Here is a 22001-nt window from a genome sequence, read left to right as displayed (position 1 = left end):
GGAGGACCCCCTGCCCCCACCACTCGTAGAAGGACCCCGTCCTCCTCACCCCTCGCACGCTCGGGGCGGGACCCGGGACAGGGCCAGGACCCTGCGAGGAGAGCGGCACGGGGTCGCTCTCGGCGTCACCGTTGGGCGAGCTGGGTGGTGTAGAGGCAGATCGCCGCGGCGGCGGCCAGGTTGAGGCTCTCCGCGCGGCCGCGCATCGGGATGCGCACCCGGGCGTCGGCCAGCGCGGCGAGGTCGTCGGGCACGCCGCGGGCCTCGTTGCCGAACAGCCAGAGCACCGGGCCGGCGAGGCGGGCGGTCGCCTCGGGGAGGGTCACCTCTCCCTCGCCGTCGGCCGCGAGCACCGTCACGCCGGCGGCCTGCAGCCGCAGCAGCAGTCCGGGCAGCGGCGCCGCGCGGACGACGTCGACGTGGAAGAGGCTGCCGGCGCTGGAGCGCACCGCCTTGCCGCCGTAGGGGTCGGCCGAGCCGGCGCCGAAGACGACCGCGCCGGCGCCGCAGGCGTCCGCGGTGCGCAGCACGGTGCCGGCGTTGCCCGGGTCGGCCAGCTCGGCGAGCGCCACGGTGAGCGACGGCGGCGCCGCCGCCAGGGCGTCGGCCGGCACGTCGCGCAGCGCGCAGACGGCGACCAGGCCCTGCGGCGTGACCGTCTCCGACAGCGACGCCGCCGCCTTCTCGGTCACCGGCCGCACCGGCACCGGCGAGCTCGCCAGCAGGTCGCGGTGCGCCGCGGCGGCGGCCTCGGTGACGAACACCTCGCGGACCCCGGCCGGGTGGGCCAGCGCCTCGGCGACGGCCTGCCGCCCCTCGGCGAGGAACAGCCCCGCCGCGTCGCGGCCGGCCCGCCGGGTGAGCTTGCGGGCGGCCACCACCCGCGCGGAGCGCTCGGTCAGTGGGTCGGTCACCGTTCCGTCGTCCTCCCGCGAGATCTGCACAGTGGGCGTCATCCGGCCCGCGATGGCCGCGAGTGTGCAGATCTCGCGGCCGTACACGCGACGACGCCGCCGGCGCCGGCCCGGGTGGGCCGGACGCCGGCGGCGTCGGAGGTGCTGGCCGGGCTCAGGCGGCCTGACCGCCGGCCGGGGCGGCCGCGACGGCCGCGCGGGCGGTCTCCACCAGCGCGGCGAAGGCGGCCGGCTCGTTGACGGCCAGCTCGGCCAGCACGCGGCGGTCGAGCTCGATGCCGGCGAGCTTGAGGCCCTGCATGAACCGGTTGTAGGTCATGTCGTTCTGGCGGGCCGCGGCGTTGATGCGGGTGATCCACAGCTTGCGGAAGTCACCCTTGCGCACCTTGCGGTCGCGGTACTGGTAGGTCGCCGAGTGGAGGATCTGCTCCTTGGCCTTGCGGTACAGCCGGGACCGCTGTCCCCGGTAGCCGCTGGCCGCCTCCAGGGTCGTCCGACGCTTCTTCTGGGCGTTGACCGCCCGCTTCACGCGTGCCACGAAAGGGCTCCTTCTCGTCTAGGGGGCGCTCAGAGCCCGAGCAGCTTCTTGAGGTTCTTGGTGTCGGCCGGGGAGATGACCTGGTCCTGGTCGAGCCGGCGCTTGCGACGCGAGGACTTGTGCTCGAACTTGTGCTGGTTGTTGGCCTGCTCGCGCATGAGCTTCCCGCTGCCCGTCACGCGCACTCGCTTGACGGTGCCCTTGTGCGTCTTCTGCTTCGGCATGTCCTCGGTCCTCGTTCGTGTGGGGCGGCGTCGGGGCACGTCGACGCCGCGGCAGCCTGGGAGCTGCCGCGACGTCCTCCGGTCACGGCGCCGGTGCGTCTGGTGGTGCGGTCCTCGGCCCTCCTGCAGGGCCCCGCCGCGAGCTGGCGAGTGGTGGGGGCAGGAAGGTCCTCCTTCAGGCCTGCGGGGCCTGTCCCTCGGCGGCCCTGTCGGCCTTGGCCTGCCGGCGGGCGCCGTCGGTCGCGGCCTGGTTCCGGTGCGGGGCGATCACCATGACCATGTTGCGGCCGTCCTGCTTGGGGTTGGACTCCACGACGCCGAGCTCGGAGACGTCCTGGGCCAGCCGCTGCAGCAGCCGGTAGCCCATCTCCGGCCGGGACTGCTCGCGGCCGCGGAACATCACGGTGATCTTGACCTTGTCGCCGCTCCGCAGGAAGCGCTCGACGTGGCCCTTCTTGGTCGCGTAGTCGTGCGGGTCGATCTTCAGGCGCAGCCGCATCTCCTTGATGACGGTGAGCGCCTGGTTCCGCCGGGCCTCGCGGGCCTTCTGGGCGGACTCGTACTTGAACTTCCCGTAGTCCATGAGCTTGGCGACGGGCGGCCGGGCCATGGGCGCGACCTCGACCAGGTCCAGTTCGGAGTCCTGGGCCAGGCGCAGCGCCTCGCCGATCGGCACGATGCCGACCTGCTCGCCCTCGGGACCGACCAGGCGGACCTCCGGGACGCGGATACGGTCGTTGATACGGGGCTCGGTGATGGCCTCTCCTCTGCTGCTGCATGGGGAGGGGCTCGCTCGGTCACCGGACGCCGACACGAGAGAGGCCCCACGAGCGGCTGCTCGCGGGGCCCACTCGCCGGGGCACGACGGGCCCGGGGGCTCGTCGCACGCCGCGGGCCCGGCCGGTGGGCCGGGCTCCGCGATCCGGGACCTGGACGCCTCGACGGCGCCAGGTGGGAGCGGGCTCCTCTTGGTCGAGCGGCCCGGGGCGGGGCCGCTCAGTGGTTCGCGCGCCTCGTGTAGCGGGGAGGCACGCCCATGCTACAGCGTCACGGCGGTCGAGGTCATTCCCCCCGGTGAGGTGCTGGAACGGCCGCCCTGCAGGTACAAGGAACCCCCTGCTCCCCACCCCTCGCAAGCTCGGGGCGGGGCCCTGCAGGGGGCCGGAACGAGGCGTGGGCGAGGGGGGTCCTCCCTCAGTCGTCGTAGAGCAGCGGCGGCGACGGCGGAGGCGGGGGCTGCTGCGCGCGGTCGGCCGCGAGCAGCGCCCGCAGTCCCTCGACGGCCTCGACCGCCCGCTCGCCGTCGGCCCCCTGGACGGCCAGCACCGCGAACTCGTCGTCGTTGGTGAGCAGCAGCGTGGCCCACCGGAACCGGCGGTCGAACCGGATGGCCTGCACCGCCGTCCAGGGCAGCGTGCGCTCGCCGAGGATGTTGCGCACCCGGATGCCCCGGTGGTCGGCGTCCACCCGCGGCCGGCCCAGCGCCAGCAGCCCGGCGCCGAGCACCAGGCCCAGGCCGACGATGGCGACCTGGTCGGCCACGGTGAACCGCGCCACGCCGGTCGCGTTCTGCGGCAGCGTCACGCCCACGTAGGTGAGGACGGCGGCGACGACGACGGCGGCCGCGGCGCAGAGCAGCCGCCACCGGCGGGGGACGGCGGAGACGGCGGGAGGCACGGCCCCATGGTCCCAGGCCGGCCCGGTCCGGCCGCACTGTGCGGCTGCCGACCCCGGGACGACACATCCTCGCAACGGAGACGACGCACCATGGTCGCCAGCGCCGTCGACGAGGGGGAACCGTGACCGATGCCCAGCCCGAGGGGGCCGAGGCGCCGCTGCCCCTGGCCGGCTACACCGTCGCGGTGACCGCGGCCCGGCGGCGGGAGGAGCTCGGGGCGCTGCTGGCCCGCCGCGGCGCCCGGGTGGTCTACGCGCCGGCCATCCGCATCGTGCCGCTGGCCGACGACGCCGAGCTGGTCGCGGCTACCCGGGAGGTGCTCGCGCGGCCGGTGGACCTCGTCGTGGCCACCACCGGCGTGGGCTTCCGCGGGTGGCTGGAGGCGGCCGAGGCGTGGGACCTGCCGCTGGTCGAGCACCTGCACGACGCCCGGGTGCTGGCGCGCGGGCCGAAGGCGCGCGGCGCGATCCGCGGCGGCGGGCTGGTGGACGCCTGGTCGCCGGCGTCGGAGTCCTCGGCCGAGGTGCTCGAGCACCTGCTGTCGGGTGCCGAGGGACCGCTGCAGGGACGCCGCATCGCCGTCCAGCTGCACGGGGACCCGCTGCCGGACTTCGTCGCGGCGCTGCGGGCGAGCGGGGCCGACGTGCTCACCGTGCCGGTCTACCGCTGGGTGCTGCCCGAGGACGTCACGCCGGTGCACCGGCTGGTGCGCTCGGTGGTGGCGGGCACGGTCGACGCGGTGACCTTCACCAGCGCCCCGGCCGCGGCGAGCGTGCTCACCGTCGCCGAGGAGCTGGGGCTGCGCACCGAGCTGGTGGCCGCGCTCACCTCCGGCGTCCTCCCGGTGGCGGTGGGCCCGGTGACCGCCGGACCGCTCGACGCCGCCGGCGTCCCGTCGGTGCAGCCAGAGCGCGCCCGGCTGGGCGCCCTGGCCCGCGAGGTCGTCGCCCGGCTGCCCGAGCGCGACCCGGTGCTGCGAGTCGGGGGGCGGGAGCTGCAGGCGCGCGGCCACGCCGCGCTGCTCGACGGCCGCCTGGTGGAGCTGGCTCCGGGCCCGATGGCGGTGCTGCGGGCGCTGGCGGCGCGGCCGGGCGCCGTCGTCCCCAAGACCGACCTGGGGACCGGGCTGCCCGGCGGCGGGGACGGGCACGCCGCCGAGATGGCCGTGACCCGGCTGCGGGCCGCGCTGGGCCCCGGCGTCGTGGAGACCGTGGTGAAGCGGGGCTACCGCCTCGCGGTGTAGCGGCGAGATCGGCGATCTCGCACGGTTCGGATGCTCCGTCCGTGCGAGACCGCCGATCTCGCCGGGTCACACCCCGGACATGCGGGCCTGGGGCCGCAGGTAGACCGCCCAGGTGAGGGCGAGGCAGATCACGTAGAAGGCGATGAACACCAGGTAGGCCGAGTCGCCGGTGCCGGTGGTCAGGAACGACTGCCGGAAGGCGAGGTTGACCAGCACACCGCCGAAGGCCCCGACCGCGCCGGCGATGCCGATGAGCGCCCCGGACATGCGCAGCGCGTGCCGGTCGGCGGCGGCGCTGTCCTCGCCGGCGGCCACCCGTTGCTGGGCCTGGGTGCGGAAGATCGCCGGGATCATCTTGTAGGTCGAGCCGTTGCCGATGCCGCTGAGCACGAACAGCGCCACGAAGCCGACGACGAACAGCGGCAGCGACCCGACCTGACTGGCGGTCCACACGATCGCCGCGCCCCCGGCCATCGCCGCGAAGTTCCAGAACGTGATGCGGGCGCCGCCGAAGCGGTCGGCCAGCGAGCCGCCGAGGGGGCGGATCAGTGAGCCGAGCAGCGGGCCGAGCCAGGTGAGCGACGCCGCGGCGAGGGGCGTGGCGAACTCGGAGGTGAACTGGTTCTGCAGCACCTGGCCGAAGGCGAACCCGAACCCGATGAACGAGCCGAAGGTGCCGATGTAGAGGAACGACATGATCCAGGTGTGCGGCTCGCGGGTGGCCTCGCGCATGGCCCGCGGCTGGTTGCGGGCGGTCGTCAGGTTGTCCATGAGCAGCGCGGCGCCGACGGCGGCGGCGACTATCAGCGGGACGTAGACGAGCAGCACCAGGCGGGGGTGCTCGGCTCCCGCGGTGGCCAGCACGAGCAGCCCGACCAGCTGGACGACGGGGACGCCGAGGTTGCCGCCGCCGGCGTTGAGGCCCAGCGCCCAGCCCTTGAGCCGGTTCGGGTAGAAGGCGTTGATGTTGGCCATGGAGCTGGCGAAGTTGCCGCCGCCGACGCCGGCCAGGCAGCTGACGACGAGCAGGGTCGTGTAGTCGACGCCGGGCTCCAGGACGACGGCCGTCGCGATCGTGGGCACCAGCAGCAGGGCGGCACTGACGATGGTCCAGTTGCGCCCGCCGAACTTCGCGACGGCGAACGTGTAGGGCAGCCGCACGAACGCGCCCAGCGCCGTCGGCAGCGTGGTGAGCAGGAACTTCCCGGCCGGGTCGATGCCGTACACCGCCTCGGGCAGGAACAGCACGAGCACCGACCACAGGCTCCAGACCGAGAAGCCGATGTGCTCGGAGAAGACCGAGAAGAACAGGTTGCGGCGGGCGACCGGCTTGCCCGTGGACGCCCAGAAGGCGGGGTCCTCCGGGCGCCAGTCGTCGATCCAGCGACCGGGTCGCGTCGCGACGGCGACCGGCGCGGCCGGCTGGCGGGTGGTGGGGGTGGGGGCGGCCATGGGCCAGAACGGTGACGCGCCGTCGTTCCCCCGCCGTTGCTGCCGGGCAGACCTCGTGTTCCGTTGTGCTCACCGCCGCACCTCCGCTGTGGTGAGGCCGCCGGAGACCGGCGTGCGCACCGGCCCGGCCAGCGACGAGGATCGGTGCGTGACCGTGACCGAGGACCCCGCGGCTGCCGGCCGTGCCCTGTTCGACGACGGTGCCGCGGTCGCGGGTTCGATGAGCCGCAGCGCCGCCGCCCTGGTCTGGCCCGACCCGGCCGGCCGCGCGGCGGTGCGGCTCGAGGACCGGCTGGCGCGCTGCCTGCGGACGGCGGCCGACGACGCGGCGGGGATCGCCGTCCTCCGGGAGCGGGCCCGCGCCGGCGCCGTCCTCGCCTTCACCGTCGAGCACGCCGTGACCCTCGCCCACGGCGGGCGCCCGGTGCGCACCGACGGCCTCTTCTCCCCGCGGTCCGGCGGGCGCTCGGCCGCCGACGCGGTCACCGAGGCCGTGGTCGCCGCCGCCCGGGGCTCGCACGACGAGCGGCGGGTGCGGCACCTGGGGTACCTGCTGGCCGAGGTGGCGTCCTCCCCCGAGCTGGACGCCGCGCTGGTCGAGCGGGCGCTGACACTGGCCGCCGGGCTGACCTGGCGGCACCTGGTGCTCCTGGCCGGCGTAGGCCGCCGCGACCGCTCGCCGCTGCCGATGACGCCGCTGGCCGACGACCCCCGCGGCTGGGCGGCGTGGGGCGCCCGGGAGGACGTCGCCGACCTGCAGCGCGCCGGTCTGCTCGACCCGCCGCCGGCGCAGCCTCGGCCCGGCGGCGCGGCCCTCCCCCGGCTGCGCCCTGCCGACCTGCGGCTGACCCGCCGCGGCGTGCTGGTGCACCGGCTGCTGGCGCTGGGCTTCGTGCGGGACGACGACGTCGCCACCGCGCTGGCCGAGCTCGCCCCGCCCGGCTGACCCTCCCCGCTGCTCCTCCCCGGTGGGATCGTGACCTGCCCGTGATCCCCGTTGTGGGTCCGCGGCGCGGCTCGGGGCGTGTAGAGAGCAGGAGCCGGCAGAGGAGGCACGGTGGGCGACGGGGACCGGGGCTTCGCGGACTTCGTGTCCGCGGAGCAGGCCGGTCTGCTCCGCCTGGCCGTGCTCCTCTCCGGCGACCGCGGACACGCGGAGGACCTCGTGCAGACCGCCCTGCTCAAGACCTATCGGCACTGGGACCGGATCAGCCGGTCCGGGCCCCCCTCGGCGTACGTGCGCCGCGTGCTGGTCACCACGCACGCCAGCTGGCGGCGCCGGCTGGCCACAACCGAGCAGGTGGTGGAGTCGGTGCCCGACCGGGCGGCGGCACCGCACGAGGACGGCGACGAGCAGCTGCGGGCCGCGCTGCGCGAGCTGCCGGTCCGGATGCGGACGGCGGTGGTGCTGCGCTACTTCGAGGACCTTTCCGAGCAGCAGACCGCTGCCCTGATGGGGTGCTCGCCCAGCGCGGTCAGCACCCAGACCGCCCGGGGCCTGGCCCGGCTGCGCGCCGCGCTGACCGCACTGCAGCCGGCCGGTGGGGAGGAGCGGTGAGGGACGACGAGCTGCGGGCGCGGCTGACCGCGCTCGCCGACGCGACCGCGCCGCCGCCGCGCGCCGACCTGGCCGCCGTGGTCGAGCACCGGCACCGGGCCCGCCGCCGGACGCAGCTGCGGCTGGGTGCGGTCGGCGCGGTGGTCGTGGCCGCGGTGGCGATGGGCCAGGTGCTGGTGCCGGACGGACCGTCGGCGGAGCCGGCGACCGCGGCCGTGGCGCCGGACGTGCCGGACCTCCCGGCCTCGGACAGCGGGCCGACCCGCGGCTCGCTGGCCGGCGACGCGCAGTTCCTCGAGGCGGTGCGGCGGCTGTCCTGGAGCAACCCGGGGACCGGCGCGGCCGGGCCCGCGCCGGCGGGGTCGCAGGTGCTGTTCGCCGGCGACGTCCCCGGCGGGCGCTGGGCACTGGTGGCGCGCCCGCTGACCGTGCCGCCGCCGCTGATGGACGACGACGAGCTGGAGCGCGAGTTGGGCACCGGCTCGATGGCGCTGGCCTGGTTCGCCGGTCCACGGGGCGCGGCGCCGGAGGAGCTGCGGCTGCACCGCGCGCCGGTCGTCACCGGGCCCGGGCTGCCGGTTGCGCTGTGGGACCGGGCCACCGAGACGCTGGCCGTCGTCGCGGCGGACCCGGCCGCCACCGCCCGGCTGCTCGACGGGGGCGGCGCGCCGCTGGCCGAGCTGCCCGTTACCGACGGGCTCGCGGTGGACGCCGCACCCGAGGCGACGGCGACCGTCGAGGTCCGGGCCGCGGACGGCACGGTGCTGGCGTCGGTCGAGCCGCTCCCGAGCCGGGACCGGTGAGCGGCCCGCGGACCCTCGCGTGGGTCGCCGCCGTCCTCGCGCTGACCGGCTGCGACGGCGGCGGAACCCGGGCCTGCCCGGCGATCGCCTGGGGCAACGGCCTCACGGTCGAGCTGGCCGGCGCCCGGCCGCCCGAGGAGGGACGGTCGGTGCAGGTGAGCTGCCCAGGGGCGTGTCGTCCCGAGGCGTTGGAGGGAACGCCGTCCGGCTCGATCCGGGAGGGCGTCGCGCCGCTGGTCGGGGACCGCGCCACGGTGTCGTTCCTGATGGAGACCCCGGACGAGGTGCACGTCGCCGTCCTGGACCCGGACGGAGCCGTCCTGGCGGAGCTGACCGCCGACCCGGAGTGGGTGCTCGTCGGCGGCAGCGCGGAGTGCGGCGGTCCGCACGAGGCCACGGTGACCGTCCCGGCGCCCTGACCCGTCATGCGCGGCGGCGGGCCCGCAGCACGGTGTCGGCGACCGGCAGCTCGTGCCCGGCGGGGCCGCTCGCCGTCCGCGGGCGGTCCTCGCAGACGACGACCTCCCAGGCCGCCGGGTCGAGGGTGGCGGCGACCTGCCCGGCCGTGAAGAACATCTCCGGCAGGCCGGTGTGCAGCTCGCTGGGCCGGTGCCCGACGACGAGCAGGTTGCCGCCCGGCGCGACGGCGGCGGCCAGCCGGGCGAGCGCCGGGTCGCGGTCCTGCGGCGGCAGGTGGAAGTACTGGGCCGAGACCAGGTCGAAGGCGCCCGCCGGCGGCGTCCAGCGGGTCAGGTCGGCGTGCACCCAGTCGACCTCGACGCCCAGTCGCTCCGCCTCCGCGGCAGCGCGGCCCAGCGCGACGGTGGAGAAGTCGACCGCGGTCACCCGCCAACCGCGGCCGGCCAGCCACAGCGCGTCGCCGCCCTCACCGCTGCCGGCGTCCAGCGCCCGGCCCGGCGTCAGCCCGGCGGCCTCGGCCACCAGCTGCGGGTTGGCGCGGCCGCTCCACAGCGCCGGCGCCGCTCGGTACCGCTCCTCCCAGGAGGCCTCGTCGAACTGCATCTCACCGTGTGCACCGTGCTGCGCGTCCATGCCGGGCAGCCTCCCCAGGGGGACACCGACTTGACAAACGACGTTGCCGGAGCGGCAAATGACGGGCGTGGCGGAGGACGAGACGACCGATGCCGTGCTCACCGCCGTCGGCCCGCGGCTGCGCGCACTGCGCGTCAGGCGCGGGAACACGCTGGCGCAGCTGTCGGAGGAGACCGGCATCTCTGTGAGCACGCTGTCCCGGCTGGAGTCCGGGCAGCGCCGGCCGACCCTCGAGCTGCTGCTCCCGCTGGCCCGCGCCCACCAGGTGCCGCTCGACGAGCTGGTCGGCGCTCCGGAGACCGGGGACCCGCGCATCCACCCGCGGCCGGTGGTGCACCACGGCGTCACGTCGCTGCCGCTGACCCGCCGTCCGGGCGGGGTGCAGGCCTTCAAGCAGGTCTACCCGCCCGGCTGGCCCGGCGGCGAGCCCGAGCAGCGGACCCACGAGGGGTACGACTGGGTCTACGTGTTGTCCGGGCGGCTGCGGCTGGTGCTCGCAGAGCACGACCTGGTGCTCGGGCCGGGCGAGGTGGCCGAGTTCGACACCCGCACCCCGCACTGGTTCGGCAACCCCGGGCCGGAGCCCGCCGAGGTGCTCGCGCTGTTCGGCCCGCAGGGCGAGCGGATGCACGTGCGCGCCCGCCCCCGCCGCTGAGCGCGTTGTCCGCCCGCTGAGGGCGGTGCCACCATGCCGTCGTGCCCGGTTCCGCAGCCGACCGGCTGGCCCGGCTGGCCGACGGCTACCTGGTCACCCAGCTGTTGCACGTCGCCGTCGCGCTGGGGGTGCCCGACGCCCTGGCCGCCGGTCCGCGCAGCGCCGCCGACCTGGCGCGGGAGCTCGGCGCCGTGCCCGACGCCCTGCGCCGGGTGCTGCGGGGGCTGGCCGCCGAGGAGGTGCTCGACGAACTGCCCGACGGCCGCTTCGGGCTGACCCCGGTCGGCGAGCTGTTGCGGCCCGGGGTGCCGGGGGCGCTGCCCGGTGCGGTGTCCGCCCGGGGCGGGCTCTACTACCGGCCGGCCGCCGGTCTGCTCGCCGCCGTGCGGGACGGCGGGACGCCGTTCGAGGTCGTCGAGGGGCGGCCCTTCTTCGACGCGCTCGCGGCCGACCCCGCGCGGCTGGCGGCGTTCCGCGCGTCGATGGCCGACCGCTCGGCACGGGAGGCCCGTGCCGTGGTGGCCGCCTACGACGTGTCCGGCTTCGCGTCGGTGGTCGACGTGGGCGGCGGGCCCGGCGTGCTGCTGCGGGTGGTCCGGGAGCGGGCGCCGTCCGCCGACGTGCTGCTCGTGGACCGCCCGGAGGTCGTCGCCGGCTCGGACCTGCCCGCGGTCGGCGGGGACTTCTTCGAGCAGGTGCCGGCCGGCGCGGACGCCTACCTGCTGTCCCGCGTTCTGCACGACTGGGACGACGAGGCCGCCCGGCAGGTGCTGCGGGTGTGCCGGGCGGCGATGCGGCCGGACTCGGTGCTGCTCGTCGTGGAGGCGGTGCTGCCGGAGCGTGCCGTCGACGACCCGGCCGCGGTGCGGATGGACCTGCACGTGCTGGTGTTGCTGTCCGGCCGCGAGCGCACCGCCGCGGAGTACGCCGCCCTGTGCGAGGCGGCCGGGCTGCGGCTCACCCGCGACGTCCCGACCGACGCCGGGGTGCACGTGCTGGAGGTGCGTCCGGCGTAGCCCGCACCCACCGAGTTGATCATGGGGTTGTTGACGGCGACACGCGGGGACACGCCGCGGACACCGGCAACAACCCCATGATCCACGCCGTGGTGCGGTGCTGGAACGGCCATCCTTCGGGGGCCTGCGCCGAGCCTGCGAGGCGTGGGGTGCAGGGTGGTTCTTCGTCACACCTCGACGACGATCTCGCCCCCGGACTCGTGCACCGGGTACACGCGGATCGGCGCCGCTCCTGACGTGGCGGCGCCGTCGCTCCACCGGTAGGCGTAGAGGTGCAGCGGGCAGACGAGCACGTCGACGTCGGTCTGCCCGTCGGCGAGCGGCCCCCCGGCGTGCGGGCAGGCGGCCTGGGTGGCGTGCAGCGAGCCGTCCCGCAGCCGGAAGACCGCGACCTGCACGCCCCCGGCGACGAACGCCCGCCCCTCGCCGAGCGGGACGTCGTCCACCCGGCAGACGGCGTACGCCTCGCCCCGGACCGGGGCCGCCTGACCCGGGACGGCGACCCCGCTGGCCGACGTGCCTCGCTCGGTGCCCGGGGTGGTCGGCAGCTCGGCCTCGGTGGTGTGGTCCAGCCTCGTGGCGGTGCTCATCGGACCGGCACCTTCGGCAGCGCGACCAGCGGCAGCGAGGTGCGGAACTGGCCGGGGGTGGCCGGTTCCTTCCCGTCCTGGCCCCAGGGGTCGGTGTAGGCGTCCACCGACCGCTGCATGTTGGCGTCCAGGTCGGCCACGATCCCCTCGCTGTCCTCCAGCAGCACCGACCGGATCCGCTCCAGGCCGACCCGCGGCACGAAGTCGTAGGTGCGCTCCAGCCAATTGGCGTTCTCCCGGTAGTACTGGAGGAACCGGCCGGTCAGCCGGAGGACCTCCTGCGGCGAGTCGACCGTGGCCAGCAGGTCACCCTTGCGGACGGTGGCCCCGGCGGCGCCGCCGACGTAGACCTCCCATTTGCCGTTGCCGACGGCCACGACGCCGACGTCCTTCACGTAGGCCTCGGCGCAGTTGCGGGGGCAGCCGACGACGGCGAGCTTCATCTTGGCCGGGCTCTCGATGCCCTGGAACCGGGTCTCCAGGTCGATGCCGAGCTGGGTCGAGTCGCCGAGCCCGAAGCGGCAGAAGTCGCTGCCGACGCAGGTCTTCACGGTGCGGAAGCTCTTGCCGTAGGCGTACCCGGACGGCATGCCCAGGTCGTCCCACATCGCGGGTAGGTCCTCCTTGCGCACGCCCAGCAGGTCGATGCGCTGCCCGCCGGTCACCTTGACCATCGGGACCTCGTACTTCTCGGCGACCTCGGCGATCCGGCGCAGCTGGGCCGGGGTGGTGACGCCGCCCTTCATCTGCGGGACGACGGAGAAGGTGCCGTCGCGCTGGATGTTGGCGTGCACCCGGTCGTTGATGAACTCGCCGTCCTTCTCCGGGACGAAGTCCACGCCCCAGAGCATCTTCAGCAGCGAGGTCAGGCCCATCTTGGACTTCGCGTCCTCCTGCCCGCCGGGGGCGAGCGCGGTGAAGACGGCGGAGACGCTGCGCAGGTCCTGCGCGCGGATGGCGGCCATGAGCTCGGGCTTGGCCATCGGGATGCCCGGCACGTAGTAGGAGGCGGCCGGGTCCTCGGCGAGGTCGCCGTCGGCGGCCCACTCGACGATCTGCTTGACGAGCGACTTGCACGAGCCGCAGCCCTTGCCGGCGCGGGTGGCGTCCATGACCGCGCCGACGCTGCCGCAGCCGCCCGCGACGGCGCCGCAGATGTCCCCCTTGGACACCCCGTTGCAGTTGCACACCTGCGAGTCGGCCGGCATCTCGGCGACGCCCACCTCCGCGGCGCCGTCGGAGAGGTCGACCAGCAGCCGGATCCGCTCCTCCGGCAGCGGCGCGCCGCGGTCGAAGGCCTGGGTCAGGAAGGCGACCTTGCGGGTGTCGCCGAGCAGCGTGGCGCCGACGAGCACGTCGTCGCGGATGACCACCGACAGGTGCACCCCGCGCTTCGGCTCCGAGATCACCAGGAACTCGTCGTCGTCCCGCTCGGGGGTGTTCACGCCCATCGTGGCGACGTCGACGCCGGCGACCTTGAGCTTGGTCGCCGTCCGGCTGCCGTGGTACTCGGCGGCCGGGTCGGCGCCGGTGAGGACGTCGGCGAGCACGCGGGCGTGCTCCCAGGCCGGCTGCACCAGGCCGTAGACCGAGCCGCGGTGCTGGGCGCACTCGCCGATGGCGTAGACGTCGGGGTCCTCGGTGCGCAGCTGGTCGTCGACGACGATGCCGCGCTCGACCTCCAGCCCCGAGCGGACGGCGATGTCGCTGTTGGGCCGCACCCCGGCGGCGACGACGAGCAGGTCGGCATCCAGCCGGCGGCCGTCCTTGAGGACGACGCCCTCGACGTGCTCGCTGCCGAGGACCTCGGTGGCCAGGACGTCGCAGTGCACCGTGATGCCCAGCGACTCGACGCTCCGCTTGAGGATCGCGCCGGCCTCGGCGTCCAGCTGCACGTTCATCAACCACGGCATGGCGTGCACCAGGTCGACCTGCAGCCCGTGGCCCTGCAGCGCGCGGGCCGCCTCCAGGCCGAGCAGGCCACCGCCCATGACCACCGCGCGCCGGCAGCGGCCGGTGGCCTCGAGCAGGGCGCGGGTCTCGTCGATGGTCCGGAAGCCGTACACCCCGGGCAGGAGCTCGCCGTCGTCGCCGCGGACGCCGGTCATCGGCGGGATGAACGAGTAGCTGCCGGTGGCCAGCACGAGGTGGTCGTAGGGGACGACGCTCCCGTCGTCGGCGTGCACCTGCTTGGCCGCCGTGTCGATCCGCGTCGCCCGGACGCCGGCGCGCAGGTGCACGCCGTTGTCGGCGTACCAGTCGTGGCTGTTGAGGACGATGTCGTCCTCGTGCGACTCCCCGGCCAGCACCGGCGAGAGCATGATCCGGTTGTAGTTGCCGTGCGGCTCGTCGCCGAGGACGGTGATGCGGAACTGCTCGCCGCCGCCGCGCTCGAGCACCTCCTCGACCAGCCGGGCGCCGGCCATGCCGTTGCCGACGACGACCAGCCGGCCGCGCCGGTCGAGTTCGTCGTCGAGGTGCAGTGAGGTCAGCCCCTCGGGGCGACCACCGAGGACGAGGGTCATCAGACCTCCACCAACCCGAGGTCGACGACCAGCTCGCCGGTCACGCCGATCGGCGCGGCCGCCTGCAGCTCGACGACGGTGCCGCCGGGCAGGTCCTCGACGACGCGCAGCGGGACGTGCACGTCGCCCTTGGCCCCGATCGGGAACCAGCGCACCGGCACCCCGTCGCGGACCAGCAGCACGTACACCAGGTGGTCTATGGAGTTGCCGCCGCGGAAGTACAGGGCCTGCGCGGTGGCACCGGAGGGCACGGTGTAGCGCAGCGCGGGGTCGACCGGGCCGGGCTTGTCCAGGCCCTCCCCGGTGACCGGGTACACGCCTTGCAGGAAGCGGGGTGTGCTCTTCACGCGGGGGGTCCTCCTCGGGACGGGGCGGGACGGCGGGAGCGGGGTGCGCGCCGCGGGCTGCTCGTGGGGGCGGGTCTCGGGCTGGGTGGCGGCGTCGGGGGCGGGCAGCAGCTCGACCGGGCCGGCGACGCGGGTGACGGCGACCGCGCAGACCTTGAAGGCCGGCATCCTCGACGTGGGGTCCAGCGCCGGGTCGGTCAGCGCGTTGGCCGACGAGCCGCCGCCCCAGTGGAAGGGGGCGAAGACGACGTCGGGCCGGATGTCGGCGGTCAGGTGCGCCGAGAAGCGGGCGCGGCCGCGGCGGGTGGCGAGCTCGACGACGTCGTCCGGGCCGATGCCGAGGTGCCGCGCGAGGTCGGGGTGCAGCTCGGCGCGCGGCAGCGGGGCGACCAGCTGGAGGCTGCGGGTGCGGCGGGTCTGGGTGCCCGACTGGTACTGCGCCAGCACCCGGCCGGTGGTGAGCACGTAGGGGTACTCCGCGTCGGGCCGCTCATGGGCCTCGACGTGCTCGACGCGCAGGAAGCGGGCCCGCCCGTCGGGGGTGGCGAAGCGGTCCAGGAACAGCCGCGGGGTGCCCGGGTGGTCGGGCGCCGGGCAGGGCCAGAACACGCCCTGCTCGTCGTCGATGCGCCGGTAGCTGATGCCGGCGTAGTCGGCCGCTCCCCCGGCGCTGGCCCGGCCGAGCTCGGCGAAGACGGTCTCGGCGTCCCCGCTGAAGCCCGGCGCGCCCAGCCGCTCCGCCAGCTCGGCGAGCAGCTGCAGGTCGTCGCGGACTCCCTCGGGCGGGTCCAGCGCGCGCCGGCGGCGGATGACCCGCCCCTCGACGTTGGTCATCGTGCCGTCCTCCTCGGCCCACATCGCGCTGGGCAGGACGACGTCGGCGAGCTCGGCGGTCTCGGAGAGGAAGAAGTCGCTGACCGCGAGGAAGTCCAGGTCGGCCAGTCGCCTGATCACCCGGCGGGCGTCGGGGGCGGAGACCGCGACGTTGGAGGCGAGCACCAGCAGGGTCCGCACGCCGCCGTCGGTGCCGAGCGCGTCGAGCAGCTCGAACGCCGACGAGCCCGGCTGCGGCAGGTCGTCCGGGTCGACGCCCCAGACCGCGGCCACGTGCGCGCGGGCGGCAGGGTCGGCGAGCCGCCGGTAGCCGGGCAGCTGGTCGGCCTTCTGCCCGTGCTCGCGGCCGCCCTGCCCATTGCCCTGGCCGGTGACCGTGGCCCAGCCGCTCCCCTCCCGGCCGGGCAGGCCGAGGGCCAGCGCCAGGTTGATCCACGCCTGCGCGGTGTCGGTGCCGCTGCGGTGCTGCTCGGCGCCGCGGGCGGTCAGCACGATCGCCCGCTCGGCGCGGGCGAGGGCGAATACGGTGCGCCGCTGGTCGGCGACGGGGACGCCGGTCAGCCGCTCGACCCGGTCGGGCCAGTAGCCGGCGACCCCCTCCCGCACCTGCTCGAACCCGGTGGTGCGCGCCGCGACGTAGTCCTCGTTGACGAGGCCCTCGGCGACCGCGATGTGCAGCAGCCCGTTGGCCAGCGCCAGGTCGGTGCCCGGCAGCGGCTGCAGGTGCAGTGCGGCGTTGCGGGCGGTCGCCGTCCGGCGGGGGTCGACCACGACGTGCTGCGCGCCGCGGGCCCGGCCCTCGTCGAACCACTGCATCGCCGGCGGCATGGTGTCGGCGGGGTTGGACCCCACGAGGACGACGACGTCGGCCTGCGCGATGTCGGACAGCGGGAAGGGCATGCCGCGGTCGAGGCCGAAGGCGCGGTTGGCCGCCCCCGCGGCCGAGGACATGCAGAACCGGCCGTTGTAGTCGATGGCGCTCGTCCGCAGCGCCACCCGAGCGAACTTGCCGAACTGGTAGGCCTGCTCGTTGGTCAGCCCCCCGCCGCCGAAACAGCCGACGGCGTCGCGGCCGTGGTCGGCCTGGGTCCGCTCGATCGCGCCGACGAGCCGGTCCAGCGCCTCCTCCCAGGTCGACTCCACCAGCGGGCTGGTGCGGTCGCCGGCCACGGCGCGGACCAGCGGGCGGGTGAGCCGCTCGGGGTGGTCGAGCAGCTCGGTCGCCGACCAGCCCTTGGAGCACAGGCCGCCGCGGTTGGTCGGGAAGTCGGCCGGCTGCAGCGTCGCCGGGCGGTCGCCGGCGGTCATCGTGACCCCGCACTGCAGGGAGCAGTAGGGGCAGTGCGTCTGCGTCGTCCGGGTGCGCGGGCCCACCCCGGCGAGCGCTCCGGGGAGGGCGGTCGCGGTCACGCCGACGAGGTTCCGGGGCTGCGGTTTCCCGGCCGCGGCATCGGCGTCAAGCCTGCGTTCCGTGGACCTCACGCCGTCCCGGCGGCGGTTGTTAGGGCGCGCCTACCCTGGCCGGGTGGCCGACCGCGTGATCACCGTGCACCTCGGCGCCCCGTCGGTCCGCCCCGCCGAGCAGCGCGACGTGCCCCGGATCGCCGCGACCCTCACCCTGGTGCAGGCCACCTCGCGGTGGGCCCGCTGGGCGCTGCCCGACGACGGCCGGGTGCAGCGGCTGACCCGGCTGCACGAGCTCGACGCCGGCCACCGGGCGGTCGCGACGGGCACCGCGTGGGTCACCGAGGACGTCGGCGCCGTGGCCGCGTGGGAGGCACCCGAGGGCGGACCGGGCACCCGGCCGACCCCGGACGACGTGCGGGCCGCGCTGGCCGCCGAGCTCCCGCACGTGCACGGCTCCCGCTGGGACGCCGTCCGGCGGACCCGCGAGCTGGTCGACGCCGCCCGCCCCGCCGGCCCGCACTGGTGGCTGTCCCACCTGGGCACCCGGCCCAGCAACCGGCGCCGCGGCTACGGGACGGCGCTGCTCGAGCCGGCGCTCGAGCGGTGCGACGCCGACGGCCTGCCCGCCGCCGCCGTCGTCGCGACCTGGGCCGCGGTCCGCTTCCTGCGGCGGCTCGGCTTCGAGGTCGACCGGGCGATGGACAGCTCGGACGGCACCCTGCCGCTCTGGCTGCTGGTGCGCGCACCGCAGGACTGACCGCTCCCCGGGGCTGTCACCGACCCCGCATCGACGACGCGGTCGCCTTCGACGAGCTCGTCGAGGCGCTGGTCTCCGGCGCCCGCTACGAGCGGTCGCCGGACCTGTCGTCCCGGCTGGCGTTGCCGGCCCCGTCCCCGGGCGACTGCTCGCGGACTTCCTTGAGCGCGTTGAGCGCAGAGACCATCGAGGTGGCCGCCATGGCGATGACGACCAGGAAAGCGCCGATGAGCACCCAGCGTTCCACGTCGAGCCGGAAGCCCGACGCCGACATGATGACGGCCGCAGTGACGAGGATGAGTGCCACCACGGCACCGACGACCAGGGACCAGAGGATGGTCGATCTCATGACGTGCCTCTCTCATGAGGAACGGGTGAGGGATGCGTGGAAGAGCGTCCTTTCCGGTACCACGGTGGCGCTCGTCGGGTGTGCGGGCTCGGCCCGGGGCGTGCCCGGTCGCGCGCGCCGTGGGGTGTCGTGCGGATACGAGCAGCGGGAGCGCCCGGCATGATCCTCCCGGAGGTCCGGGACCCTCGCTTCGTGACGATCCGCCGAGGTGGGACCCTCACCGATCCCGATCACCATCTCCTCGCTCTCTGGGCGGCATCGTGCGCGGAGCACGTCCTCGACCTCTTCGAGTCGGCTCAGCCCGAGGACCTCCGGCCGCGTCGGGCGATCGAGCACGCCCGCGCCTGGGTGCGTGGTGAGGTCACGATGACCCAGGCTCGCGCGGCGGGCGGCCATGCGATGGGCGCGGCCAGAGACCTCCGTGGGGCGCCGCGGCACGCCGCATACGCTGCTGGCCAGGCCGGGGTCGTTGCGCACGTCGCCGCGCACGAGCTCGGGGCGGCCGCGTATGCGATCAAGGCCGCACGTGCTGCCGCGCCGGAAGGCGAGGGCGAGGCAGCAGGGCGACGCGAGTGCCAGTGGCAGCGCGATCAGCTCCCGCAGGCGATCCGCGAGCTCGTCCTCGACGACCAGCGCTTGCGGAACGACATCTGCTGGTCGCTGTTCGACTGCTGAGTGCGTCGAGGCGCCAGCACCGACCCGGCTCGACGTCCGCTGCGGCAGGGGTGCGAGATCTGCGGAGGATCCTCGCGAGGAGCTGTCGATCTGCGGCCGGGTCGTTCGTACAGGGGGTGAGCGGCCGGTACGGTGCCGGCCGCCGCACCCGAGGAGACAGTCATGGCGCAGTACCTGCTCAACCTGGTCCAGCCGGTCGGCGACCCGCCCCCGCCGGAGGTGCTCGAGCCGATCATGCGCGACGTGCAGGCGGTGTCCGAGGAGATGCGGGCCGCCGGCGCCTGGGTGTTCGCCGCGGCCCTGCACGCGCCGGAGGCCAGCACGGTGCTCAAGCCGCAGGGGGACGAGGTGCTCGTCGTCGACGGCCCCTACGTCGAGGCCAAGGAGTTCGTCGGCGGGTTCACCGTCGTCGAGGCCGACGACCTCGACGCCGCGCTGGAGTGGGGCCGGAGGTACGCCCGCGCCACCGGGCTGCCGATCGAGGTCCGTCCGGTCGCCGACCGCGGTGTCTGACGTCGAGGCGGTCTTCCGCGAGTCCTACGGGCGCGCGGTCGCCGTCCTCACCCGCCTCCTCGGCGACATCGACGCCGCCGAGGAGGCGGTGCAGGACGCCTTCCTCACCGCCGTGCAGCGCTGGCCGGCCGACGGCGTGCCGCCCAGCCCTGCCGGCTGGATCGTCACGACCGCGCGCAACCGGGCCATCGACCGGCTGCGCCGCGAGTCCACCCGCACCGACCGGTACCGGGCCGCGGCGCTGCTCGCCGACCCCGGTCCCCCGCCCGAGGAGGGCGCCGTGCGCGACGACCGGCTGCGCATGCTGTTCACCTGCTGCCACCCCGCCCTGGCGCCCGCCGCCCGCGTGGCGCTCACGCTGCGGCTCGTCGGCGGGCTGTCCACCGCGGAGATCGCGCACGCGTTCCTGGTGCCCGAGGCGACGATGGCCCAGCGGCTGGTGCGGGCGAAGGGCAAGATCCGCGCTGCCCGCATCCCTTACCGGGTGCCGGCCGCGGCCGACCTGCCCGACCGGCTGGCCGGCGTGCTCGCGGCCGTGTACCTCGTCTACACGGAGGGGCACACCGCCTCGGCCGGCGACCGGCTGGTGCGCACCGACCTGTGCGTGGAAGCGGTCCGGCTGGCCCGCCAGCTGGCCGAGCTGATGCCCGACGAGCCCGAGGTGCTCGGCCTGCTGGCGCTGCTGCTGCTGAGCGAGTCGCGCCGGGCCGCCCGGGTGGCGCCGGACGGGTCGCTGGTGCCGCTGCCCGAGCAGGACCGGTCCCGGTGGGACGCCGCCCTCGTCGCCGAGGGGCAGGAGCTGGTGCGCCGCTGCCTGCGCCGCGGCGCACCCGGGCCCTACCAGGTGCAGGCGGCGATCCAGGCGGCGCACAGCGACGCCGCGACCGCGGAGCAGACCGACTGGGCGCAGGTGCTCGCGCTCTACGACCACCTGCTCGCGCTCGCGCCGAGCCCGGTGGTGGCGCTCAACCGTGCGGTCGCGGTGGCAGAGGTGCGCGGCCCGGCGGCGGCGCTGGCGCTGCTCGAGCCGTTGGACCTGCCGCGCTCCCACCTGCTGCCCGCCGTCCGGGCCGACCTGCTGCGGCGGCTGGGCCGCACGGCCGAGGCCGCCGCGGCCTACGACACGGCGCTGGCAGTGGCCGGCAACGCCACGGAGCGGGCCTTCCTGGAGCGGCGACGGGCGGAGCTGACGGGCGCCGACTGAGCCCCGACCAGGTGCTCCGCTGGGAGCTCAGCCCCTGCTCCCGGAAGGGGGCAGGGGCTGACCGTCGCGGGAGCGACCGTGCCCCGGCCGGCTGTCGCGGGCCCGCAGCGGAACAGCGACCTCCCGGTGCGACGGAGCGAGGGCCCCGGCTAGTCCTCGATGACGTCCAGTCCCTGCTGCCGCAGCCGCGCCAGGCTGTCCAGCATCCCCTGCAGCACCTCGGGGTCGTGACCCTGCCAGTCGTGCAGCTCGCCGACGACGCGCAGCGGGGAGCGGGTGCGGTAGGACCGGGTGGGGTTGCCGGGGAACCGTTTGTCGGTCACGTTCGGGTCGTCCTCGAAGGGGCCCAGGGGCTCCACGACGTAGATGCGTCCCCGCTCCCCGCTCCCGGCCAGCGCGGTCGCCAGCTCCGCTCCCCAGGCGGCGGTGTCCACGAGCGCGGTGAAGTAGACGTGGTTGGACACCCGGCCCTCCTGGAAGTTGGAGCCGTGGCCGGGGACCAGCTCGTCGCCGGCCACGAGCGCCGACTTCGTCCCGTGGTAGAAGGGCCCCTCGACGTGCGCACCGCGTCCGGAGGTCCCGGGGACCTGGCTGTCGGTGTCCTCGCCCATCGCCGTCTCCTCCTCGGACACCAGCCGGTCAGTCCCAGCGGCGACGGGCGCGCTTGAGCTCGCCGCGCTGCTTCTTGGCCTGGATCCGCCGCTCCTGCGACCCGCGCGTGGGCTTGGTGCGCCGGCGGGCCGGGGGCGGTGGGGCCAGCGCCGCCCGCAGCACGGCGGCCAGCCGCTCCCGGGCGGCCTGCCGGTTGCGCCGCTGCTGCCGGTGCTCGCCGGCGGTCACCGTCAGGACGCCGTCCACGAGCCGGCCGGCCAGGCGATCGGCCAGCCGCTCCCGCTGGGCGCCGGTCAGCCCCGGCAGCTCGAGCGGGGTGACCGACAGCTCCACCCGCGAGTCGGCGGTGTTGACGCCCTGCCCGCCGGGGCCCGACGAGCGGGAGAACCGCCAGTGCAGCGCGGCCGCGGGCACGACGAACGCGCCGGTGACCGGCAGGTCCCCGGAGGCGTCGTCGGTGCTCGGCACGCCGCCAGTGTCGCCGAGGACCTCAGGCCGCGGCGGGCACGGGGTCCGGGCCACCGGTCGCGGCGGGCCGGCAGCGCACCAGCCTGCGGAGGGTGAGCCAGCTGCCGCGGCCGGCGCCGTGCCGCTCCAGCGCCTGGAGGGCGTAGGCCGAGCAGGTCGGCTCGAACCGGCAGCACGGCGGACGGCGCGGGCTGACCTCGCGCTGGTAGACGCGGACGGCGGCCACCAGCCGGTCCCGCACCCGCGTCCCGCGCCGGCCGGCGCCGGCGGCGTGCACGTGCCGCACCGTCGTCGGCACCAGGAACAGCCCCTCGACGCCGCAGCCGATCGCGTTGGCCAGGCAGCAGCCGGTGTTGAGGAACAGCAGGTCGCGCAGGCAGGAACCGTCCCGGTCGTACCCGCGGCGGCGGCGCCCGTACCCCGGGCCGTACCCGTACCGCGGGCCGTAGCGGTACCGCGGCCCGTAGCGGCGGCCGTACCCCGGTCCGTGCCGGCGTCGTCGCGGGCCCCAGCTGCTGCTCCAGATGAAGACCATGCCCTGATCCTCCGGTCGGGCGGCGGGCGCCGCAGACCGAGCGGGCGCATC

General features: G+C 75.8%; 25 protein-coding genes. 11 read left to right on the top strand and 14 right to left on the bottom strand.

Translation table 11 applies throughout. The features are described from left to right. Window positions 1-125: 125 nt before the first annotated feature. The 5 genes from BLW63_RS12305 to BLW63_RS12285 form a co-directional block, all read right to left on the bottom strand. The gene (locus BLW63_RS12305) at window positions 126-914 is read right to left on the bottom strand and encodes a TrmH family RNA methyltransferase (protein WP_244522532.1); all 789 of its coding nucleotides are present in this window, start codon (window positions 912-914) and stop codon (window positions 126-128) included. Between the two features lie 154 nt (window positions 915-1068). Next, entirely contained in the window at window positions 1069-1452 is a 384-nt protein-coding gene (gene rplT / locus BLW63_RS12300; protein WP_091156068.1) for a 50S ribosomal protein L20, read from the bottom strand. 29 nt (window positions 1453-1481) lie between these two features. Next, window positions 1482-1676 (bottom strand): 50S ribosomal protein L35, encoded by a 195-nt coding sequence (rpmI, locus tag BLW63_RS12295; RefSeq protein ID WP_091156063.1) that lies wholly within the window; start codon window positions 1674-1676, stop codon window positions 1482-1484. Between the two features lie 175 nt (window positions 1677-1851). Continuing rightward, a complete protein-coding gene (infC, locus tag BLW63_RS12290) occupies window positions 1852-2490 on the bottom strand; it encodes a translation initiation factor IF-3 (protein WP_091156059.1) in 639 nt (212 codons plus the stop codon). 380 nt (window positions 2491-2870) lie between these two features. Continuing rightward, the gene (locus BLW63_RS12285) at window positions 2871-3353 is read right to left on the bottom strand and encodes a PH domain-containing protein (RefSeq protein WP_091156056.1); all 483 of its coding nucleotides are present in this window, start codon (window positions 3351-3353) and stop codon (window positions 2871-2873) included. A 122-nt stretch (window positions 3354-3475) separates the two neighbouring features. On the opposite strand from BLW63_RS12285, the gene BLW63_RS12280 reads away from it, so the two are divergent. Continuing rightward, window positions 3476-4597 (top strand): uroporphyrinogen-III synthase, encoded by a 1122-nt coding sequence (locus tag BLW63_RS12280; RefSeq protein WP_091156054.1) that lies wholly within the window; start codon window positions 3476-3478, stop codon window positions 4595-4597. Window positions 4598-4663: 66 nt separating this feature from the next. Here the strand turns inward: BLW63_RS12280 and BLW63_RS12275 are convergent, their stop codons facing one another. Beyond that, entirely contained in the window at window positions 4664-6049 is a 1386-nt protein-coding gene (locus tag BLW63_RS12275; RefSeq protein WP_091156051.1) for a nitrate/nitrite transporter, read from the bottom strand. Between the two features lie 148 nt (window positions 6050-6197). On the opposite strand from BLW63_RS12275, the gene BLW63_RS12270 reads away from it, so the two are divergent. The 4 genes from BLW63_RS12270 (at window position 6198) to BLW63_RS12255 (ending at window position 8829) form a co-directional block, all read left to right on the top strand. Further along, window positions 6198-6995 (top strand): hypothetical protein, encoded by a 798-nt coding sequence (locus tag BLW63_RS12270; RefSeq protein WP_091156310.1) that lies wholly within the window; start codon window positions 6198-6200, stop codon window positions 6993-6995. A 111-nt stretch (window positions 6996-7106) separates the two neighbouring features. Further along, on the top strand, window positions 7107-7607 hold the full coding sequence (locus BLW63_RS12265) for a SigE family RNA polymerase sigma factor (protein WP_091156048.1): 501 nt from the start codon (window positions 7107-7109) through the stop codon (window positions 7605-7607). After that, window positions 7604-8410, top strand: coding sequence for a hypothetical protein (locus tag BLW63_RS12260; protein WP_091156046.1), 807 nt, complete (start codon window positions 7604-7606; stop codon window positions 8408-8410). The genes BLW63_RS12265 and BLW63_RS12260 overlap by 4 nt, the downstream gene beginning before the upstream one ends. Then, a complete protein-coding gene (locus BLW63_RS12255) occupies window positions 8407-8829 on the top strand; it encodes a hypothetical protein (protein WP_091156043.1) in 423 nt (140 codons plus the stop codon). Before BLW63_RS12260 ends, BLW63_RS12255 begins: the two co-directional genes overlap by 4 nt. A gap of 4 nt (window positions 8830-8833) precedes the next feature. On the opposite strand, the gene BLW63_RS12250 is transcribed toward BLW63_RS12255, so the two are convergent. Further along, on the bottom strand, window positions 8834-9463 hold the full coding sequence (locus tag BLW63_RS12250; RefSeq protein WP_211517094.1) for a class I SAM-dependent methyltransferase: 630 nt from the start codon (window positions 9461-9463) through the stop codon (window positions 8834-8836). Window positions 9464-9521: 58 nt separating this feature from the next. On the opposite strand from BLW63_RS12250, the gene BLW63_RS12245 reads away from it, so the two are divergent. Continuing rightward, window positions 9522-10118: a helix-turn-helix domain-containing protein gene (locus BLW63_RS12245; protein ID WP_091156041.1), complete on the top strand. Its 597-nt coding sequence runs from the start codon at window positions 9522-9524 to the stop codon at window positions 10116-10118. 41 nt (window positions 10119-10159) lie between these two features. Next, on the top strand, window positions 10160-11134 hold the full coding sequence (locus BLW63_RS12240; RefSeq protein ID WP_091156036.1) for a methyltransferase: 975 nt from the start codon (window positions 10160-10162) through the stop codon (window positions 11132-11134). A 167-nt stretch (window positions 11135-11301) separates the two neighbouring features. Here BLW63_RS12240 and BLW63_RS12235 read toward each other — a convergent pair whose 3' ends face one another. The 3 genes from BLW63_RS12235 to BLW63_RS12225 are packed head-to-tail and all read right to left on the bottom strand — an operon-like array spanning window position 11302 to window position 16840. Further along, the gene (locus BLW63_RS12235; RefSeq protein WP_091156034.1) at window positions 11302-11724 is read right to left on the bottom strand and encodes a Rieske (2Fe-2S) protein; all 423 of its coding nucleotides are present in this window, start codon (window positions 11722-11724) and stop codon (window positions 11302-11304) included. After that, entirely contained in the window at window positions 11721-14249 is a 2529-nt protein-coding gene (gene nirB, locus BLW63_RS12230; RefSeq protein WP_091156031.1) for a nitrite reductase large subunit NirB, read from the bottom strand. The genes BLW63_RS12235 and nirB overlap by 4 nt, the downstream gene beginning before the upstream one ends. Beyond that, complete coding sequence (locus BLW63_RS12225; RefSeq protein ID WP_091156026.1) at window positions 14249-16840, bottom strand: molybdopterin oxidoreductase family protein; 2592 nt, start codon at window positions 16838-16840, stop codon at window positions 14249-14251. The genes nirB and BLW63_RS12225 overlap by 1 nt, the downstream gene beginning before the upstream one ends. 115 nt (window positions 16841-16955) lie before the next feature. On the opposite strand from BLW63_RS12225, the gene BLW63_RS12220 reads away from it, so the two are divergent. Further along, window positions 16956-17594: a GNAT family N-acetyltransferase gene (locus BLW63_RS12220; RefSeq protein WP_244522531.1), complete on the top strand. Its 639-nt coding sequence runs from the start codon at window positions 16956-16958 to the stop codon at window positions 17592-17594. 85 nt (window positions 17595-17679) lie between these two features. Here BLW63_RS12220 and BLW63_RS12215 read toward each other — a convergent pair whose 3' ends face one another. Then, window positions 17680-17943 carry a hypothetical protein gene (locus BLW63_RS12215; RefSeq protein WP_091156022.1) on the bottom strand — a complete coding sequence of 88 codons (264 nt, stop codon included), beginning with the start codon at window positions 17941-17943 and terminating at the stop codon, window positions 17680-17682. A 192-nt stretch (window positions 17944-18135) separates the two neighbouring features. Between BLW63_RS12215 and BLW63_RS12210 the strand changes: the two genes are divergently transcribed. The 3 genes from BLW63_RS12210 to BLW63_RS12200 all read left to right on the top strand — a co-directional run bounded on the left by BLW63_RS12210 (window position 18136) and on the right by BLW63_RS12200 (window position 20335). Next, on the top strand, window positions 18136-18618 hold the full coding sequence (locus BLW63_RS12210) for a putative immunity protein (protein ID WP_211517093.1): 483 nt from the start codon (window positions 18136-18138) through the stop codon (window positions 18616-18618). Between the two features lie 162 nt (window positions 18619-18780). Next, window positions 18781-19131: a YciI family protein gene (locus BLW63_RS12205; protein WP_091156014.1), complete on the top strand. Its 351-nt coding sequence runs from the start codon at window positions 18781-18783 to the stop codon at window positions 19129-19131. After that, window positions 19124-20335, top strand: a complete 1212-nt coding sequence (locus tag BLW63_RS12200; RefSeq protein ID WP_091156009.1) for an RNA polymerase sigma factor — start codon at window positions 19124-19126, stop codon at window positions 20333-20335. The genes BLW63_RS12205 and BLW63_RS12200 overlap by 8 nt, the downstream gene beginning before the upstream one ends. Window positions 20336-20484: 149 nt before the next feature. Here BLW63_RS12200 and arr read toward each other — a convergent pair whose 3' ends face one another. From arr to yidD, 3 genes are read right to left on the bottom strand one after another with little or no spacing between them, the layout of a single operon-like run. After that, on the bottom strand, window positions 20485-20946 hold the full coding sequence (arr, locus tag BLW63_RS12195) for an NAD(+)--rifampin ADP-ribosyltransferase (RefSeq protein ID WP_091156004.1): 462 nt from the start codon (window positions 20944-20946) through the stop codon (window positions 20485-20487). Between the two features lie 28 nt (window positions 20947-20974). Further along, a complete protein-coding gene (gene arfB / locus BLW63_RS12190; protein WP_091156304.1) occupies window positions 20975-21415 on the bottom strand; it encodes an alternative ribosome rescue aminoacyl-tRNA hydrolase ArfB in 441 nt (146 codons plus the stop codon). A gap of 22 nt (window positions 21416-21437) precedes the next feature. Continuing rightward, window positions 21438-21950, bottom strand: a complete 513-nt coding sequence (gene yidD, locus BLW63_RS27940) for a membrane protein insertion efficiency factor YidD (protein ID WP_244522530.1) — start codon at window positions 21948-21950, stop codon at window positions 21438-21440. Between the last annotated feature and the right edge of the window lie 51 nt (window positions 21951-22001).

The organism is Geodermatophilus africanus, assembly GCF_900107105.1.
GTDB lineage: Bacteria > Actinomycetota > Actinomycetes > Mycobacteriales > Geodermatophilaceae > Geodermatophilus > Geodermatophilus africanus.
This window is presented reverse-complemented; position numbering and strand designations above follow the sequence as displayed.

Excerpts from the sequence above, each read along its gene's own strand:
- rpmI (WP_091156063.1), bottom strand. The coding sequence starts at position 1,676 with ATGCCGAAGCAGAAGACGCACAAGGGCACCGTCAAGCGAGTGCGCGTG.
- BLW63_RS12275 (WP_091156051.1), bottom strand. The coding sequence starts at position 6,049 with ATGGCCGCCCCCACCCCCACCACCCGCCAGCCGGCCGCGCCGGTCGCC.
- BLW63_RS12250 (WP_211517094.1), bottom strand. The coding sequence starts at position 9,463 with ATGGACGCGCAGCACGGTGCACACGGTGAGATGCAGTTCGACGAGGCC.
- BLW63_RS12245 (WP_091156041.1), top strand. The coding sequence starts at position 9,522 with ATGACGGGCGTGGCGGAGGACGAGACGACCGATGCCGTGCTCACCGCC.
- BLW63_RS12235 (WP_091156034.1), bottom strand. The coding sequence starts at position 11,724 with ATGAGCACCGCCACGAGGCTGGACCACACCACCGAGGCCGAGCTGCCG.
- nirB (WP_091156031.1), bottom strand. The coding sequence starts at position 14,249 with ATGACCCTCGTCCTCGGTGGTCGCCCCGAGGGGCTGACCTCACTGCAC.
- BLW63_RS12215 (WP_091156022.1), bottom strand. The coding sequence starts at position 17,943 with ATGAGATCGACCATCCTCTGGTCCCTGGTCGTCGGTGCCGTGGTGGCA.
- BLW63_RS12205 (WP_091156014.1), top strand. The coding sequence starts at position 18,781 with ATGGCGCAGTACCTGCTCAACCTGGTCCAGCCGGTCGGCGACCCGCCC.
- arr (WP_091156004.1), bottom strand. The coding sequence starts at position 20,946 with ATGGGCGAGGACACCGACAGCCAGGTCCCCGGGACCTCCGGACGCGGT.
- yidD (WP_244522530.1), bottom strand. The coding sequence starts at position 21,950 with ATGGTCTTCATCTGGAGCAGCAGCTGGGGCCCGCGACGACGCCGGCAC.